Source organism: Bradyrhizobium sp. RD5-C2 (assembly GCF_019972155.1).
Classification (GTDB): domain Bacteria; phylum Pseudomonadota; class Alphaproteobacteria; order Rhizobiales; family Xanthobacteraceae; genus Bradyrhizobium.
In genome coordinates this window covers 309,552-326,402 of the sequence record NZ_BOVL01000005.1, presented here as the reverse complement: position 1 = coordinate 326,402, position 16,851 = coordinate 309,552, and the positions used below count along the sequence as shown (strand labels likewise).

Sequence of the window (16,851 nt, the reverse complement as noted above, 5' to 3'; positions counted from 1 at the left end):
AACAAAACTATCGAAGCCAGGAATAGCCAGTCGTCTTTGCTCATAAGGCCGAACACCGCGACCCTGGTGCGGCGCCAGCGAAGCGCGAGTCGAGACAAGAAGCTTGAACGCATGGCACTCGCCTAGCGGAATACGGCCCGCCAAGTCTTGCTGTTCTGTGCCAGGGATTTGAGGGCTTGTGTCAGCCCATCACCGAATGCCGTTCGAATCACGATAGGCCGTGGGCGTGAGGCCTGTCCAGCGGACGAAAGCATGCGTGAACGAGCTGACCTCGCTGTAGCCCAGCAACCATGCGATTTGAGAAATCGGCAGCTCCGCTTCTTCAAGATAGCGGCGCGCAAGTCCGATTCGAAACGTCTCGAGAACATTCAGAAAGCCCGTCCCCTCGGACAGCAGCGCCCGAGCGAGCGTTCTCCGACTCATACCAAGACGGCGCGCAATCGCCTCGGCATTGGCTTTGCCGTGCGGAAGCAACTGGGCGATCTGAGCTTCAACGCGAGACCGCACGCTGGTCCGTCCCGATACTCGGTGGTTTAGCGCATCGTCGGCATATTGAAGCAACATCTTGTTAAGGTGCAGATCAGCCCCCACGACAGGTAATGCGCCGATCTGCGAAGAAAACAGGAGGTCATCCCTATCCGCTGCAAAGTTGATCTCGCAACCCAGAAGAGATCGCACTTCCAAAGGTGTTTCGCGCCTGTAATGCTTCAACTGAATTCGCCTTGGGACCAGCCTGCCGTCAGTCAATGCTCGGCAAATACGGACAAGCGCAATCAGCCAAAATTCAGCGTGGTGGCGATCGGACGACCGGTCGATGTTGACATACTCGAATCCGATGGCGAAGCCGCGCGCCAGAGAAATCCGCAGCCGCACGCCTTCGTTGTTGATCGCGCAGTAGCGTCCCCCATTTTGCAGAGCGTCGGCGAGATCCTCCGATGATGCCATGACGTAGTACAGAAGCCCGATCTCCCCCATCTCAAAACCCTGCGCCAGATGGAATCCGAAGCAGTCGTCCTGCAGTTCCTTGGCCGCGAGCTCAAGCAGTCTCATCTGCGCCCGCGCGTCGATGCGGCGCTTGCGGTCCTCAACATCATTGATCGTCAGGCCTGCGGCTGACACGATCGGAGCAAGTTCAATTTGTGCATCGCGCATTCGGGCGCATGCGAGACGCGCTATCCCCCCGGCAGAGCTCGGTATCGATGGCAAGGCGCTTACGAGGCGTTTGGCGATCTTCATCTGGCACCGGACTATGTCGTCGCTAAACGTCGACGGCTTCGAGCACCGTATTTTGACCTATGTCAAACAAGGCCATCCGTTCGAGGCATCCAGCCCTGACAAAACCTCGCAATTAAATGACCCAGGTTCACAAGACGCCATGGAGACAAATCATCTAGCCCATTGCTTCGCGGCCGTTCCATTTCTGCCTTGAAACGACGGCAGTTGACTTCCAATTGGACCCGCAAGGACGAACCTGTAATGCGCTTGGTCAAGCATGCAAATTCGGCGGCAGGGACGTTCGCCGCCGAAACGGCTCGCCGTTTGAGCTAAGTCGTGGTTCGCCAAACAGGCGCCCAACTGAGCGGCGTTCATCGTTCAATTCATTTCCTCATCATTGAAGCCGGGGCTGCGGGCACTTGGCGTTACTCGTTTTTCATCGGCGATCGCAACTTCTCGGGAACGGTGCAGGCGGTCTTGGGATTGCTGGCGGCTCGCCGCGTGAGGATGAAGATCGATCGGGCGTTGAGGCAAAACGCGTCGATAGAGGCCCATACCGACACCGCGTTCGAGCCGGATGTGCCTCCCAATCCAATCGCGCCCCCGCCCGCAGCAAGTAGCACCGCTTCAAACAGCTTCCGCGACCGTCCAGAGTTGATGTCGCCGCATTCCGAAGGTTCGAGCACCGTCGCGTTTAGCTGCGCCGGCTGCAGCGTCATTTACCAGACCGTGCAGGTCAGCACTGCGGCGAAGGGAGTCTTCCGCTGCACAGCCTGTTACCAGCCGGTCCATCGCTGGGATGGCGCATATGATTATCGGAGCTGGCAGCGGCTGGAGATGGAGGTCGACACGCTCCCTCTGCTCGTCCCACCCACCGATCCCAAAGAATAGCGCCGCTGCGCAGCCGCGCTAACCCGGCAGGATCAACGCCATGACGTCGCCCGCACGCGGTGTCCGGCCGGGCTTCACCGGCACCGACGTAATCCTGCCTGGCGCGTGCACGCTGATCTCCATCTTCATGGATTTGACGGGCATCTAAGCTCGCCTGAAGCGCCGCATCCGGGCAAAGCGGCCCGGATCGGGTCAGGCCGGAGCGCGCGCGGGCTTCCTGTACTCAGCGGTCTCGGCGCGAACCAGGTCGCAGAATTCGAGCGCAAGACGGCTGCGCGGCCGTTGCGACGGAAACAGCAGTACAGTGGTGATCTCCAGCCGCGGCGTGAACGGCTTGAGCACGATCCGGGCGCTGGCAAAATCCCGCGCCACGACGGGATCGACGATCGAGAAGCCCAGCCCCTGCGCAACCAGCGCGCAGCGCTGCATGCTGTACTGAATCTCCGCCACCGTTCTGACCACGACTCCGGCGTCTTCGAAGGCGCGTTCGAGGCGCGATCGATGCGGCGCGCCTGGGGCAGGCGCAATCATCGCCTCGCCGTGCAGGTCCTTTGGCATGATCAATCGCTTGGACCGAAGCCGGTGCTGACGCGGTAGCACGCAGATGGCATCGGTCGTCATCAGCAGTTCGTCGTCGACCGCTGCAAAACCCGACTGGGGTCGCGCCAGCCCGACATCGCACTGGCCCGCAGCAACCAGGCTCCAGACCCGTTCAGGGCTGTGCACGGCGACCGACAGCATGATGCCGGGGTTCTTCCTGGAGAAGCTGCTGACGATCCGCGGCATCAGCGAATAGGTGAATGCCGGAAGGCAGGCGATCCTCAGCGTGCCGCTGCCCCGCGCGCGAATGCCGCGCGCCGCACGCGCCAGATACTCCAGCCCGGCCTGGTTGCGCTCCACCTCATGCAGGAAGATCTCGCCTTCCGGCGTCAACGTGACGCCGCCGCGCCCGCGTTCGAACAGCGCGAAGCCGATCTCGCGCTCCAGCCGCGCGATGGCGCGACTGACGAAGGGCTGCCCGATCCGCAGGCTCAGGGCCGCCTTGGTTATTCCGTTGTGACGCACGACCTCGCGAAACAGGTCAACGTGTCTCGGATTCAGGGACATGACCAATCCGCATATGAACTGCCATTCCGGTCATTTGACGGCATGTTGGTTCGATGCGTCAATAGGGCATGCAATTCGCAGACAGCCATGCCGCCTTGGATGCCGCCTTGGCCACCGACCGCATCCTGCTGAACAGGATCCACGGCTCCGAGATCGCGCGGGTCAAACCGCTCGGGGACGCCGGCATGCTTCGGCAGCTCGATCGCGGCGGCTCCGGCCAGGCGGCGGCCGCGCGCATGGCAGCCACGCTGAGCTGCGCGAACGACACGGCCGCGTTCGCGATCGAGGACGCCGGGTCAGGCGACATCATCGGGCTTACCGCTTTCGCCGCGCTCGAGCCGGAGGAGAAGCGGGCGACGCTTGCACCGATCTGGAGCAGCGGACGATTGGACGAGGTCCTGCTCATCAGCCATGTCGCGCATCTCATGACGCGGTATGCCTTCGAGGTGCTCGCCGTGGAGCGGGCCGAGGTGCATCTGGATTGGCGCCTGCGGCGTACGCTCGAGCTCTATACCGGCCTCGGCTTCCACTGCGAGGGACGGCTTCGCGCCTATTTTGCCTGCGATGAAGGTCCATCCGCCGACGCTGCGGTCCTCAGCGTGGTACGCTCCGGATGGCCTGCCATCGCCGACCGACAGCGCCGGCTCCTTGCCGACGAGGCGTGGCGCTGTCGGCTTCCGTCCGATCGTCCCCCATAGCGCAATGACGGAGACAGGACCGCAGCAGATCGACGCGGCCGAATCTACTCCGGCCGGATCAACGCCACCACATCGCCCGCGCGCAACGTCTGGCCGGGCTTGACCGGCACCGACGCAATGCGGCCCGCGCTCGGCGCGTGCACACTGATCTCCATCTTCATGGACTCGATGATGGCAAGCACGTCGCCGGCTGCGACTTTTGCACCCTCCTCGACCAGGATCTTCCAGATGTTGCCGGGCACTTCCGAGAAGGCGCCGACCTGGCCGTCAGGAATGCCGGTCGTTGCGACGCTCGCATCGATCGATTCCGCCGGCGTCTCGTCGAGCTTCATCTCGCGCCAGCGCTGACGCTCGGCATCGAACGCGGCCTGCTGCGTCGCCTTGAATGCCGCGATCGACGGCTGCGCGTCGGCCAAGGACTTCGCGTAGTCGGCGTAGGAGAACTCGCCCTGCTCGATCCTGATGTCGTATTGCCCATGCGGGAATGCGGCGCGTGCGTCCAAGAGCTCATCGGCATCGACCGGGAAGAAGCGGATCTTGTCGAAGAACCGCAGCAGCCAGGGATGGCCTGGCTCGAACACCCGCGTCGTGCGCCATGTGTTCCAGACCTGGATGGTGCGGCCGAACAGCTGGTAGCCGCCCGGCCCTTCCATGCCGTAGATGCACATATAGGCGCCGCCGATTCCGACCGCGTTCTCCGGCGTCCAGGTCCGTGCCGGATTGTACTTCGTGGTCACGAGGCGATGCCGCGGATCGAGCGGGGTTGCCACCGGCGCGCCGAGATAGACGTCGCCGAGGCCGAGCACGAAATAATCGGCGTCGAACACGATGCGGCGGACATCGTCCTCGCTGCCGAGCCCGTTGATGCGGCGGATGAACTCGACATTCGACGGACACCACGGCGCATCCGCGCGGACCAGCTCCTGATACTTGCGCATCGCCAGCTCAGCCTCTGGATCGCGCCACGACAGCGGCAGATGCACGGTGCGGCTCGGCACCCGCATGGCGTCGACATTAGGCAGTTCGCGCTCGATCCGCCTGAGCACATCGAGCAGCTTCGTTCGCGACAGCGCGGTGCCGTCATAATGGATCTGCAGCGAGCGGATGCCAGGCGTGAGGTCGATCAGGCCGCCGAGCCTCGCATCCTCCAGCGCCTGCGCCAGCACATGGACGCGCAGCCGCAGCGCGATGTCGAGCTCCATCGGGCCGTATTCGACCAGCAGATTGTCGTCACCGGCGCGGCGGTACACCACGGGGATCGGGCCATCATCATGGCGCCCGATGATGGCCGAGCCGAGTTCGGGCGCGCGCAGCACCGTGGGGCCGGCAACCGGATCGTCGCGTCTGGCCGGAACGAAGCGAACCGTGTCGCCGGGTTTGAGCTGGCCGACCTTCCACAGTTCGTCGCGCGCGACGACCGCCGGACAGACGAAGCCGCCGAGACTTGGTCCATCCGGCCCCAGAATGATCGGCATGTCGCCGGTGAAATCGATCGAGCCGACCGCATAGGCATTGTCGTGGATGTTCGACGGATGTAGCCCGGCCTCGCCGCCGTCGGCGCGGGCCCAGCTCGGCTTCGGACCGATCAGCCGCACGCCGGTGCGGGCACTGTTGAAATGCACCTCATAGCTCGACGCAAACAGCGTTTCGATGTCCTCGTCGAGAAAGAAGTCCGGTGCACCATGCGGGCCGTAGACCACGCCGATCTGCCACGCCGAAGTCAGCTCCGGCCGCTCGTCCTCCGCAGCGCGCCGCGGCGCCGCAAGGTCTGACGTCTCGGCACCGATATGCAGCACATCGCCGGCCTTGAGCGAGCCCGTCGCATGGCCGCCGAACGCGCCGAGCGCGAACACGGCGCGCGAGCCCAGGATCTCCGGCACATCGATGCCGCCACGCACGGCGAGATACGCGCGCTGGCCCGGGCCCTTGATGCTGCCGATGACGAGCGTCTGGCCGGCGCGCACCGCGACCGGCTCGTCATAGCCGACATCGGTGCCGTCGAGCGACGCCTTCATCTGCGCACCCGAGAGCGCGACGATCGCATCGGTATTGAAGCGCAGGGTCGGCCCGTTGACGGTCAGCTCCAGCGCGGTAGTTACTTCAGGATTGCCGACCACGCGGTTGGCGAGGCGGAACGATCGCTCGTCCATCGGGCCGCTGGGCGGCACGCCGACATGCCAGAGATGCAGCCGGCCGGGCAATTCCTGCACCCCGCTCTGCGCACCCGGCGCGACGACGTCGATGGTGCGCGGGCGATAGGCGAAAGCGCCGAGCACGCTGGTCGCGACCTGCCCGCTCCGGAACACATCGGACGCAGCGATCGCGCGGAGATAGTCGAGATTGGTCTCGATCCCGGCGACCACCGTGTCATCCAGCGCCTGCGTCAGCTTTGCGATCGCGGCCTCGCGCGTCTCGGCCGAAACGATGATCTTGGCCAGCATCGGATCGTAGAACGGCGACACCTCGGTGCCGGTCTCGATCCAGCCGTCGATCCGCGCGTCCGGTGAAAAGCTGACCTGCGTCAACCGGCCCGCGCTTGGGCGGAAACCCGCGCCCGGATTTTCGGCATAGAGCCGCACCTCGATCGCCGCGCCCTTCGGCGTCAGCGTGCCGGCCCGGCCGAGCACGTCCTCGCCGGCCGCCTGCCGGATCATCCATTCGACGAGGTCGACGCCGGTGACCTGCTCGGTGACGGGATGCTCGACCTGGAGACGGGTGTTGACCTCGAGGAAATAGAAGTCCTCGCGCGCGACGTCGTAGATGAACTCCACCGTGCCGGCGGACTCGTACGCGACCGCCTTGGCGAGCGAGACCGCGGCCGCGTGCAGCCGTTGCCTGATCTCGGCGGAGACGCCCGGCGCGGGGGTCTCCTCAAAGACCTTCTGGTTGCGCCGTTGCAGCGAGCAATCGCGTTCGCCGAGCGCGACCACATCGCCCTTGCCGTTGCCGAAAATCTGCACCTCGATGTGGCGGGCTTGGGCGACGAACCGTTCGAGATAGACCCGGGCATCACCGAAGCTCGCGCGCGCCGTGCGCTGCACCGATTCAAACCGCTCGCGCAGCGTCGCCATGTCGTGGCAGAGCTGCATGCCGATGCCGCCGCCGCCGGCCGTGCTCTTCAGCATCACCGGGAAGCCGATGGCTTCCGCCTGTTGCAGCGCCTCGTCGATTGTCTCGAGGAGGCCGGAGCCCGGCAACAGTGGCACGCCGCTTTGCTCGGCGATCTCTCGCGCACGGTGCTTGAGGCCGAAGGCGTCGAGATGCTCAGGCCGCGGCCCGATGAACTTGATGCCGTGCTCGGCGAGCCTCTCGGCAAAGCGGCGATTCTCCGACAGGAAGCCGTAACCGGGATGCACCGCCTGCGCGCCCGTCGCAATGCACGCCGCCATGATCGCATCGACGTTGAGATAGCTCTCGGCCGCCGGCGCCGGACCAATGCGCACCGCCTCGTCGGCCTCCAGCACCGGCCGCGTGAAGCGGTCGGCGTCGGAATAAATCGCGACCGAGCCGATGCCCATGCGATGCAACGTTCTGCCGATCCGCCCGGCGATCTCGCCGCGGTTGGCAATCAGGACTTTGCTGAACATGCCTCACGCCTCCGGCTCGAAGATCGTGACCTGCACCGGCGTCGGGAAGAAGCCGTTGCAGGGATTGTTGATCTGCGGGCAGTTCGAGATCAGGCACAGCACGTCCATCTCGGCCACCAGTTCGATGGCGTCGCCCGGTTTGGAGACGCCGTCGACCACGGTGAAATTGCCGGCGGGATCGATCGGCACGTTCATGAAGAAGTTCAAGTTCGGCACGATGTCGCGCTTCGACATGCCGTATTTCGCAGCTTCCAGCACAAAGTTCTCGCGGCAGGCGTGCTGGTAGCGGGTCTGGTGCCCGAACCGCACGGTGTTGCTCTCGCAGGAGCAGGCGCCCGCCGAGGTGTCGTGCAGGCCGCAACTGTCAGCGGTAACGCGAAGCATCGCCCGGCCTTCATTGGACATGATCCTGGTGCCGAGCCCGACATAGGCCGAGCCTTGCGCTCGCAACGTATCCTGGCCGCTATAGCGCTCGCCAAAGTCGTCGGCGCGATAGAACAGCGTATCGACCGCCTGCTGGCCATGGGTATCCGTGATCCGCAGCGTCTGCCCCTTGCGGATGACGGCGGACCACGGCTTGCGCGCGGGAATTTCCACGTCGAGAACGATGCGGCCGCGGGACTGAGCGAACTGTATGGTCATCGCACGGCTCCTTCGCTCATCTCGCCGAGATACAGCGCGTTGTTCTGATAGGCGCGGATCGCCTCGGCCGTCGCGGTACGGCACAGATCATCGGCGGCGGGCGCGCTCGCGCGGTAGCGGACGACCTCCACGCTCGCTCGCGGATAGCTTTCCGCGGGATCGAGCGGATGCGGGCAGTTCGACAACGCGACCAGCAGATCGATTTCTGCGCGCAGATCGACGAAATCACCCTTTTGCCGGCGCGCGTCGGGCCAGACAAACTTGCCGTCCGCGTCGATCGCGACCGGTGCAAAGAAGCTGACGCAGGGATGCACGTCACGGCGATCGAGCCCGAGCTTCGCCGCGGCCAGGATGAAATTGTCGCGTGTGTTGCGGAAATTACCGTCGCCGTATTTCGCCAGGTTGGTCGCAGCCGTCGAGCCGCCGACCACCGCATCATGCGCGGCACTGCTGTCCTCGGTGATGCCGAGCAGCGCACGCCCCATGTCCGAGAGCAGCACGCGGCCCTTCTGCAGCCGCGCCGCCCACTGCACCTTGATGGTGTCGGCGTGACTGAGCCGCTCAGTGGTGTCGGCGCTGTTCCAAGCGAGCAGGCTGACGGTCGATGTCCCCGACGTATTGACGATGCGCAGCGTGTCGCCGCGGTTCAGTCGCGTGGTCCAGTACCAGCCGGCCGGTATCGTTTCGCGATGAATGATCGCGTCAGTCGCAATCGGCACGGCGTCGCGCGCAGTCGGCGCCGGCAACGCACGCGGCGCATGCTCCTGCCCCGCGGCTTTCAGCTCGTTGTAGCGTCGGGTGTGCGCCGCGATCTCGGCCTTCTGTTCCTCGGTGAGGATCATGGTTGCTCCTTCAAGACGAGAGCGCCGGGCCGTCCCGGCTGATGCTCCTGGTCTGACCGGGTCGTCCCGGTCGGAGCTGGTTGAACCGACGACCGCAGCTCGGCGCTGCGGCGTGGGAAAATCTCGAGGTCGCGCGACACCGTGGCGCCGTAGCGCTCGCGCTCCTCCGGCCGGTTGCGCTGCCGCTCCAGCGCGATCACGCGGGTCGCGAGCCCGAACGCCTCGCTGAGGTCATGCGTCACCATCACGACCGTGAGATGGGTCTCGTTCCAGAGCCGCTTCATCAGCAGATGAATGTCGGCGCGAATCCCCGGGTCGAGCGCGCCGAACGGCTCGTCGAGCAGCAGGATCTTTGGGCCACGCATGATCGCCTGCGCCAGTGCGAGGCGCTGTTGCATGCCGCCCGACAGCGCCGACGGGTATTTGCTCTCCTGACCGGCGAGCCCGACCTCGGCGAGCAGCGCCATGGCCTCGTCGGTGGCGGCGCGCCGCGCGGCGCCGAACAGCCGGGCCGTGAATTTGGCGTCGCGCAGTTCGCGGCCGAGCAAGACGTTTTGCAGCACGGTCAGATGCGGAAACACCGAGTAGCGCTGGAACACCACGCCGCGATCGGCATCCGGCTCGGCCCGCAACGGCTTGCCGTCGACCGTGATCTGGCCGCGGCTCGGCTGCTCCTCACCGAGCAGCATCCGCAGCAGCGTGGTCTTGCCGCAGCCGGACGGACCAACCAGTGCAATGAACGCGCGCGGCTCGACCTCCATCGTGATACGTTCGAGCACGATGTGGTCGCCGTATTCCTTCCAGACGTCGTCGAACCGGATCGCGCTCATTCCGCCCTCACCGACGCAAACCAGGGAAACAGCCTGCGCTGCAGGACGCGCAGGGCGACATCGATCAGGAAAGCCAGCAGCGTGATCCAGGCGACATAGGGGATGATGACGTCCATCGCGAGATAGCGGCGCACCAGGAAGATCCGGTAGCCGAGCCCGGAGTCGGAGGCGATCGCCTCGGCCGCGATCAGGAACAGCCAGGCCGGGCCGAGCTGCAGCCGCAGCACGTCGATCAGCCGCGGCAGGGTTTGCGGCATCGCGATGCGCAGCGCGATCTGCCAAGTCGAGGCGCCGAGTGTCTGCGCCTTGACGATCTGCTCGCGCGGCAGCTCCTGCACCTTCATGGCGAGGTCGCGGATCATGCAGGGTAATGTCCCGATCACGATCAGCGCGATCTTCGAGTTCTCGCCGAGGCCCATCACGATGAACAGGATCGGCAACAATGCCAGGGGCGGCACCATCGAGGTGACCGACACGAAGGGCCCGAGCAGGGCGTTGGCGCCCGGCAACAGTCCGATCACGATGCCGAGAACGAGCGCCGCCACCGTCGAGACCGCCAGCGCCGACCCCAGCCGCCCCAGGCTGGCAACGGTGTCGGTCGCCATCAGATAGCTGCCGGTGCGCGGGTCGACCTCGAATGCCATCTGCTTGACGGCCTGTACCATGTTGGGCAGCGCCGGCAGCAGCTTGTCGTTCGGGTTTTGCGCGAGCCGCGCGCTGGAGCCGGCGAAGTAGGCGATTGCGACCAACAGGAACGGCAGCGCGAGCAGATAGAATCGCATCTGCCGTCCCGGCCGTATGTTCACAAGTCGCATGTCCGGCTCCTGCTCGAAGCAATGCTACGTGGTCAGAGCTTGCCTTTGGCGGCTTCGTCCATGTAGGTCGGGTCGAAGCGCAGCTTGACGTTCGACTTGTCGCCCAGCACCGACTTGTCGGCGAGCTCGATCCCGACGGCATCGGCGGATTTCGCGCCCTTGCCGAGCAGGTCCTTGTCGAACAGGAACTTGCGCACCCGATCCATGGTCACACCGATGGTCTGGCTGCGGGTAAACGCTTCCGCGTCCGTTGCCTTGTCGAACAGTTTGGTGGTCGAGAGCTGGCTGTCGAAACCGGCGAGATCGGTGCCGGAGGCCTTGGCCATCGCCTCCTTGGCGGCCTTCGCCGCAGGATCGTTCGCCGTCATCCTGGAGAGCGTCTCATACCAGATGCCGACCAGCGCTTTGGCGAAATCCGGATTGTCCTTGGCGACCGCGGTGTTGACCACCATCAGGTCCATGATCTCGCCCGGGATCTGCGAGGAATCGAACACCTTCTTAGCATCCGGCGAGCCGAGGATTTCCGTCACGATCGGATTCCAGGTCACGACCGCATTGACGTCTGATGTCTTGTAGGCAGCCGCGATATCGGCATCGGAGGTGTTGACGACCTTGACGTCCTTCTCGCTCAGCTTGCTGGTCTCGAGCGCGCGGGCCAGCAGATAATGCGACACCGAGAACTCGACCAGATTGACCGTCTGCCCCTTGATCGCGGCGAGATCCGACTTGTTCTTGAGGATCACGGCATCGTTGCCGTTGGAGAAATCGCCCATCACGACCGCGGTGGTGTCGACACCACCTGCCGCCGGAATCGACAGCGCGTCCATGTTGGTGATGGTGACGGCATCATAGCCGCCGGCGGTGTACTGGTTGATCGATTCGACGTAGTCGTTGAACTGCTTGACCTCGATCGCGATGCCGTATTTGTCGGCCCACTTCTTGACGATGCCGGTGTCGGCCGCATAGCCCCACGGCATCCACCCGACATAGATCGACCAGGCGACCTTGAAGCTTTTCTTTGGTGCGGCGTCAGCGACGGACGCGGCCGCGAGCACGATCGCGCAGCCGGTGACAACAGAGCGGAGGAAGAAAGAGAACTTGTTCATTGCCGATCCCTCTTGCGAAACTTCACAAAAAGGGACTGGCGAAAAGACCATCGCTCCGCCAATCCCTTGGCTAACGAGGTCTCCCGGGCTTTTATCCCGCCGTGCACCTGCGGGGATGTCTCCCCCGCAAGCGGCTGCTCTCGGACCAGCACCTTGCTTCGCAAGATCGGAACCCTAGCGGCCAACTCGACGCCATTGATGCACGAGGCGTGCCACAGCACCGGCGTTTGAATCTCATGAGATTTTTCGTCGCACACCGCGTGGCCGCGAGAACGCTCTGCTTAAAAACTACGCAGGCCTGCCCAGAATTGGCTCTGTCATTCCACCACGGCCGTCAGCAGGATGCCTGCTATCGTCGATGTCGAGGGGATGTTCGATGCGGATGCTCTTGAGTGCCCTCTGGCTCGGACTGCATGGCCGCTACGGACTGACGCCGCGGTGCGATGTCGGCGGTCCGATGCGGACCAGTATCTGATGCATGTGACCGGTCAGCTCTTCACGGTGTTGATCGCAACGCTTTCCTTGTAGGCCGGCCGGGCCGTGACGCGGTCGAGATAGGGCGTTGCGACGTCACAGACCCCGACACCGTAATCGATCGCCCAGACCAGGCAGGTCGTCAGCAGGATATCCGCGCTGGTGAACTGATCGCCCATCAGATATTTCCGGCCGTCCGACAGGGCGACTTCGACATGGCGGAGCTGCTGGCGAAAATACTCGGCCGCTTTCACGACGACGTCAGGCGCATGGCCGTAGATGTGGGCGAGGCCCTGGACGTCATGGCGGCGCATCACATAGAGGCTGGTCGAGTCGAGTTCTGCCACGATGAAGAAGCACCATTCCAGCCATCGCGCGAAATCGCGCTCCTCGACGGGAACGAGCGAAATGTTCGGGTTAGAGTAATGACGCGCGAGATAGGCGACGATCGCCGCGCTCTCCCCGATTGTGAAGTCGCCGTCCTGCAGCAGCGGAATTTTCTGCCGTGGATTGAGCAAGGTGTATTCCGGCGTCTTGGTCTCGCCCGAACGCGGCAGGATCGGCTTGCAATGATAGTCCAGCCCCAATTCGTGCAATGCCCAATGGGCCCGGATCGTCCGCGATGTCCCCACCCCCCATAGCGTCAGCGTCTCCGGCATGACTTCACCATTTCTCGACGGAGGGACGCAGATCCAGTTCATGGCTCCATCCGTCGCGGCTCTGCTGGTGCACAAACCAGTAGGCCTCCGCGATCGAGGACGTCCGCGTCAACGTGTCAGGCGGAATCTCTGATGCGTCGACGCCGGTGGCGGCTTTCATCCGCTGGTGGATGGCAAGGCTGTCGACACCGGCATCGATCAGGAGATGCGCGACATGGATGTTCTTCGGCCCGAGCTCGCGCGCCATCGCCTGGGCAACCGCGCGCAGGCCGAACTTGGCGGATGCGAATGCGGCGAAGCCGCTGCTGCCGCGCACGCTCGCGGTCGCGCCGGTGAACAGCATGGTGCCGCGGCCATGCCGCAGCATGTGCCGGGTTGCCTCGCGTCCGACCAGGAAGCCGGCGAAGCAGGCGAGCTCCCAGGCCTTGAAGAACAGCTTTTCGCTGGTCTCATGCAGCTCCTTCTTGACGTTCGAGCCGGCATTAAACAGGCAGACCTCGATCGGCCCGAACTCGCGTTCGACCCGCTCGCATAGCTCCTGCACTTCGGTCTCGCGCCGCGCGTCGACACTGAGCGCATGCACCCGGCTGCCGGCGGCGGTCAGTTCCTCGACCAGCGCGCCCGATTTCGTCGCATCGCGCCGCGCGATGCAGACCGTGTAGCCGCCGGCGGCGAAGCGCCGCGCCACTGCAGCGCCGATCGCATCGCCCGCGCCAACTAATAAGGCAGTCTTGTTCGTCTCGGCCATAGGACATCTCCCACCGACGGCAGTTGTTCAGTTCAGCAATGGTGACGTTGCGCGGCGCGGCCGCTCAGACCGCGCGCACGGCCTTCTGCTCGATCATCTCTGCGATGGCGGCTTCCCCATAGCCGAGGTCGGACAGCACCTGCTTCGTATGCTGGCCGATGCGCGGGGCCGGGCCGCCGATCGCGGCGGCGTCGACCTCGAAGCGCGCCGCAGGTTTCGGCTGCCGCACCGTGCCGACCCCGGGCTGATCGAGCTCGGCGATCAGCCCGCGGGCGACCACCTGCTCGTTGGCGATGATTTCGCCGCGCCGCAGGATCGGCGCGCAGGGCACGTCGGCCGCATCGAGCCGCGCCAGCCATTCGGCGGTGGTGTGCCTGCCGATATAGTCCTGCATCCTGTTGATGCGCGCCGTTGCGTTGACCGAACGCGAAGCCGGCGTGGCGAAGCGTTCATCTCTGGCAAGCTCCGGATCGGCCGTGGCCTTGCAGAAGCCCTGCCACTCGGAGTCGGAGATCGTTCCGCAAGTGAGGTATCCGTCCGAGGTCTGGAACACGAGATCGGGCCGGTCGTTCGGATCCGCCGTCCCCTGCTCCCGGCCGACCACCGTGTATTGCATCATGCCTTCGGGCCAGAGATAGGCAATCATCGCGTCGAGCATCGCCACCTGGATATGCTGGCCGCTGCCGGATTTTTCCCGCGCGTACAGCGCCGCCGTGATCGCCTGCGCGGCATAGACCGCCGTCGTCTTGTCGGCCACGATGGTCCGGATCATCTGCGGACGGTTGGTCACCGGCTGCGCCTGGATATCGCAGAACCCCGACAGAGCCTGCACGATGGGGTCATAGACGCGCTTCTTGGCGTAAGGCCCGTCTTCGCCGACGCCGCTGATCGAGACATAGATCAGCCGCGGATTCTTCTTGCGCACCTCGTCCGGACCGAGCCCGAGACGCTCCATCGTGCCGGGCCGGAAATTCTGCACCAGCACGTCGGACTGCATGACCAGCTTGGCCAGGACATCCCGGCCGGCATCGGTCTTCATGTCGATCGAGAGCGAACGCTTGCCGCGGTTCGACGAGATGAACAGCGCCGAGAACTCGCCGGTCTTGTCGACATTGGCCCGGCTGCGGCGGGTGATGTCGCCGCCGATCGGCTCAACCTTCAGAACATCGGCGCCCTGATCGGCCAGAAACATCGTCGCGAACGGACCCGAAACGACACCGGTCAGATCAAGTACGCGAACTCCCGCCAACGGCCCTGGCATGCTTTGCTTCCTTATCCAATGCGCGGATGCGACCAAACCCTGAGCGCAACCTCGGCATACGATGGACCGTCCACTGGTGCTTGCGGGAAAGCGCCTCGACTTGCAAAAAAGCGCCGAAAGTCACGCCCGGCCCTGCTGCCGGAACATCGACGGACTGACACCCGTGACCTGCCTGAACGTCGACGAGAAATGCTGGGCGTGGCTGAACCCCGATGCCAGCGCGATGCTGGTCATGCTCTCATCGGTGTCGCTGAGACGACGCTTGGCGGTTTCGATGCGCAGGCCGAGCACATAGCGATGCGGGCTGGTGCCCATGCTCTCCTGGAACGCGCGCAGGAAATGCCGCTTGCTCAGGCCGGCAACATCCGACAGTGCCGACAACGAGATCGTCTCGCCAAGATTGGCCCTGACGAATTCCTCGATCCTCCGCAGCTTGAGCGCCGGCAGTCCGCCACGGCTCAACGCCTTCGCCGGTTCCGCGCCGCGCGACAGCCGCGCCATATGCGCCAGCGCCTGGCTGGCCCAGCCTTCGGCGAACAGATCGAACAGATTGTCCGGTGTGGTTGCTTCCTGACAAAGTTCGGAGAGACCACGACAGAGCTGGTCATGGCCGAACGCAATCGCCGGCGTTTCGATCAAGCCGTTGAGACGGCTCTGCACGAATTTCGGGTCGACAAACACGACCACATAGTCGAACGCCGGCCCGACCGACCACTCGCCCTCGATCTCGGTACCGGCCGGAAACAGCGCGAGGTTGGCTGCGCTGGAGAACTCATATTCGACCGGACGGCCGTTGATCGTGGCCTGCAACCGCGAGCAGCCGTTGCGGAACCAGAACAACGTCAGTTCGGGCTGGCGGAAATGCCAGTTCATGCGGGGCCGCGAGGTTCGGCTGAGCAGCTCGACCCTGATCGGCTCCGATCGCGCGATGACGGACGATACAAGCTCACCGCCGACCTTGCGGACAAACCGCTCCGGACGCGCTTCCTCCATGGGACATCTCCTCCGCGTATGGCACGGATGGTAAGTTCCAAATCAGAATTGACTATCCGGCGCCGAAAATCCAGCCCTTTGATGGCTGATCGCCAAGATGTTAGCGGGCAGGTTCGGCGGATCGCGCACGCGAGAGACCGCTTGCCGCCATCATATGCGGTGGCGCGCAGGGGGATCGGCGCCGCGATTGCTAGGCGCCTTGCGGAGGAGATGTGGATGCGAGGCGGAAGGCGCCCGGCGCAGCGCGCGCCGAGCGGGCCGCATTATCCAGCGACCCGCAGCGCGGTCACCGCGACGCAGGCGTTGCCGAACGGAATCAGCACCACCTGCGCGCCGTTCGGCAACGCGATCGTCGCGAGGTCACCGAGCGTGCCGTTCTGCCCGTTGAGCTTGGCGAGCTCGGCAGCAACTGTCGGGCAGCTTTCCGGGCTCGGCGTTACCCGCACCAGATTGCCTTCGCAGGACGACCCGACCGGCGCGGCAAACACGATGCCGGCGGCGCGTTGGGCAGCGCTGCCCTGGGGCGCCTGGAGTGGCGCGAGCGCAACCAACGACTGCACCGAATGCGAATTGCCGGCCTTGGAATCCCACTGCGACTGCGCGGTGTAGTTGGAGTTGGTCGCGAGACCGCGGCCGAGCAACCCGAACAGATTGGCGCAGGTCACGACGTTGCCCTGCCGCGCATGCTCGTCGAACACGGTCGATTGCTGCCCGGCCTGCTGCGGCGGAACGGACGCCGCGGCAGCCGGTGGCGTCTGCGCCTCCTGCGGACGCTGTTTGTGCGGCTGCGGCTTCGCAGCAGCGGCAGGCTTCTTGGCCGGCGCGGGTACGGCCGGCTGCAAGGGTACAGGTTGCGTTTGCTGCGCGTAGACCACGACGCCGGCAGCACCGAGCGCGGCCACGACGACCGCAACAAAGATCAATCCAAGGGTGCGCCGCATCGACAATCCGTCCTTTTCACTTCGCACTTCAGTTTCGAGTTG

General features: G+C 64.6%; 16 protein-coding genes and 1 riboswitch. Of the genes, 2 read left to right on the top strand and 14 right to left on the bottom strand.

Annotated elements, in window-relative coordinates; genetic code table 11:
• Nucleotides 1-189: 189 nt before the first annotated feature.
• The gene (locus BraRD5C2_RS03765) at nucleotides 190-1,152 is read right to left on the bottom strand and encodes an AraC family transcriptional regulator (RefSeq protein WP_223966927.1); all 963 of its coding nucleotides are present in this window, start codon (nucleotides 1,150-1,152) and stop codon (nucleotides 190-192) included.
• 399 nt (nucleotides 1,153-1,551) lie between these two features.
• Between BraRD5C2_RS03765 and BraRD5C2_RS03760 the strand changes: the two genes are divergently transcribed.
• Nucleotides 1,552-2,106, top strand: a complete 555-nt coding sequence (locus BraRD5C2_RS03760) for a hypothetical protein (protein ID WP_223966926.1) — start codon at nucleotides 1,552-1,554, stop codon at nucleotides 2,104-2,106.
• Nucleotides 2,107-2,124: 18 nt separating this feature from the next.
• On the opposite strand, the gene BraRD5C2_RS39355 is transcribed toward BraRD5C2_RS03760, so the two are convergent.
• Together BraRD5C2_RS39355 and BraRD5C2_RS03755 are read right to left on the bottom strand one after the other, a co-directional pair.
• Nucleotides 2,125-2,250, bottom strand: coding sequence for a biotin/lipoyl attachment domain-containing protein (locus BraRD5C2_RS39355; protein WP_263009969.1), 126 nt, complete (start codon nucleotides 2,248-2,250; stop codon nucleotides 2,125-2,127).
• Between the two features lie 48 nt (nucleotides 2,251-2,298).
• Nucleotides 2,299-3,213 carry a LysR family transcriptional regulator gene (locus BraRD5C2_RS03755; protein WP_223966925.1) on the bottom strand — a complete coding sequence of 305 codons (915 nt, stop codon included), beginning with the start codon at nucleotides 3,211-3,213 and terminating at the stop codon, nucleotides 2,299-2,301.
• Nucleotides 3,214-3,281: 68 nt separating this feature from the next.
• On the opposite strand from BraRD5C2_RS03755, the gene BraRD5C2_RS03750 reads away from it, so the two are divergent.
• A complete protein-coding gene (locus BraRD5C2_RS03750; RefSeq protein WP_223966924.1) occupies nucleotides 3,282-3,911 on the top strand; it encodes a GNAT family N-acetyltransferase in 630 nt (209 codons plus the stop codon).
• A 44-nt stretch (nucleotides 3,912-3,955) separates the two neighbouring features.
• On the opposite strand, the gene uca is transcribed toward BraRD5C2_RS03750, so the two are convergent.
• From uca to BraRD5C2_RS03695, 11 genes are all read right to left on the bottom strand, one after another.
• Nucleotides 3,956-7,498: an urea carboxylase gene (uca, locus tag BraRD5C2_RS03745; RefSeq protein ID WP_223966922.1), complete on the bottom strand. Its 3,543-nt coding sequence runs from the start codon at nucleotides 7,496-7,498 to the stop codon at nucleotides 3,956-3,958.
• A gap of 3 nt (nucleotides 7,499-7,501) precedes the next feature.
• Nucleotides 7,502-8,140, bottom strand: a complete 639-nt coding sequence (locus BraRD5C2_RS03740; RefSeq protein ID WP_223966921.1) for an urea amidolyase associated protein UAAP2 — start codon at nucleotides 8,138-8,140, stop codon at nucleotides 7,502-7,504.
• Nucleotides 8,137-8,982 (bottom strand): urea amidolyase associated protein UAAP1, encoded by an 846-nt coding sequence (locus BraRD5C2_RS03735; RefSeq protein ID WP_223966920.1) that lies wholly within the window; start codon nucleotides 8,980-8,982, stop codon nucleotides 8,137-8,139. The genes BraRD5C2_RS03740 and BraRD5C2_RS03735 overlap by 4 nt, the downstream gene beginning before the upstream one ends.
• Nucleotides 8,979-9,812, bottom strand: a complete 834-nt coding sequence (locus BraRD5C2_RS03730) for an ABC transporter ATP-binding protein (RefSeq protein WP_223966919.1) — start codon at nucleotides 9,810-9,812, stop codon at nucleotides 8,979-8,981. Before BraRD5C2_RS03730 ends, BraRD5C2_RS03735 begins: the two co-directional genes overlap by 4 nt.
• Nucleotides 9,809-10,627 carry an ABC transporter permease gene (locus tag BraRD5C2_RS03725; RefSeq protein ID WP_223966918.1) on the bottom strand — a complete coding sequence of 273 codons (819 nt, stop codon included), beginning with the start codon at nucleotides 10,625-10,627 and terminating at the stop codon, nucleotides 9,809-9,811. The genes BraRD5C2_RS03730 and BraRD5C2_RS03725 overlap by 4 nt, the downstream gene beginning before the upstream one ends.
• Before the next feature lie 32 nt (nucleotides 10,628-10,659).
• Entirely contained in the window at nucleotides 10,660-11,733 is a 1,074-nt protein-coding gene (locus BraRD5C2_RS03720) for a putative urea ABC transporter substrate-binding protein (RefSeq protein ID WP_223966917.1), read from the bottom strand.
• Between the two features lie 78 nt (nucleotides 11,734-11,811).
• Nucleotides 11,812-11,922, bottom strand: a riboswitch (guanidine-I (ykkC/yxkD leader).
• Nucleotides 11,923-12,221: 299 nt separating this feature from the next.
• Entirely contained in the window at nucleotides 12,222-12,866 is a 645-nt protein-coding gene (locus BraRD5C2_RS03715; RefSeq protein ID WP_223966916.1) for a glutathione S-transferase family protein, read from the bottom strand.
• 4 nt (nucleotides 12,867-12,870) lie between these two features.
• Nucleotides 12,871-13,614 (bottom strand): SDR family NAD(P)-dependent oxidoreductase, encoded by a 744-nt coding sequence (locus BraRD5C2_RS03710; protein WP_223966914.1) that lies wholly within the window; start codon nucleotides 13,612-13,614, stop codon nucleotides 12,871-12,873.
• A gap of 64 nt (nucleotides 13,615-13,678) precedes the next feature.
• Nucleotides 13,679-14,875 carry a CaiB/BaiF CoA transferase family protein gene (locus BraRD5C2_RS03705; protein WP_223966912.1) on the bottom strand — a complete coding sequence of 399 codons (1,197 nt, stop codon included), beginning with the start codon at nucleotides 14,873-14,875 and terminating at the stop codon, nucleotides 13,679-13,681.
• Between the two features lie 120 nt (nucleotides 14,876-14,995).
• Nucleotides 14,996-15,868: an AraC family transcriptional regulator gene (locus BraRD5C2_RS03700; RefSeq protein WP_223966910.1), complete on the bottom strand. Its 873-nt coding sequence runs from the start codon at nucleotides 15,866-15,868 to the stop codon at nucleotides 14,996-14,998.
• Between the two features lie 263 nt (nucleotides 15,869-16,131).
• Nucleotides 16,132-16,809, bottom strand: a complete 678-nt coding sequence (locus tag BraRD5C2_RS03695) for a hypothetical protein (RefSeq protein WP_223966908.1) — start codon at nucleotides 16,807-16,809, stop codon at nucleotides 16,132-16,134.
• Nucleotides 16,810-16,851: the final 42 nt, after the last annotated feature.